At 70.9% G+C, this 223-nt stretch carries 1 pseudogene; it reads right to left on the bottom strand.

Annotated features, from left to right (window positions below):
- Window positions 1-223, bottom strand: a pseudogene (locus J0695_RS40265) (MFS transporter); the annotation flags it as partial.

Here is a 223-nt window from a genome sequence, read left to right as displayed (position 1 = left end):
TCGGCGCGCCGGCCGGTGAACGCGGTGACGGTGATCGCGGCCACCGACATCGGCAGCAGCAAGAGCCCGGCAGTCGACGCGTTCAGCGCCCGGCCGTCCTCCAGCCACTGGGTGAATCCGTAGAGGAAGGCGTACGAGGTGACGGCGGTCAGGAGCTGGCGGACGTAGGTGGCGAGGAGCGGGGCGTTGCCGCTCAGTACCCGCAGGTCGATGAAGGGCCGCG

Origin of the sequence: Streptomyces beijiangensis (assembly GCF_017315755.1) — a bacterium.
GTDB classification, from domain to species: Bacteria; Actinomycetota; Actinomycetes; order Streptomycetales; family Streptomycetaceae; genus Streptomyces; species Streptomyces beijiangensis.
Note: the sequence above shows the minus strand (reverse complement) of the source record. Positions and strands in the feature narration are given on the sequence as shown.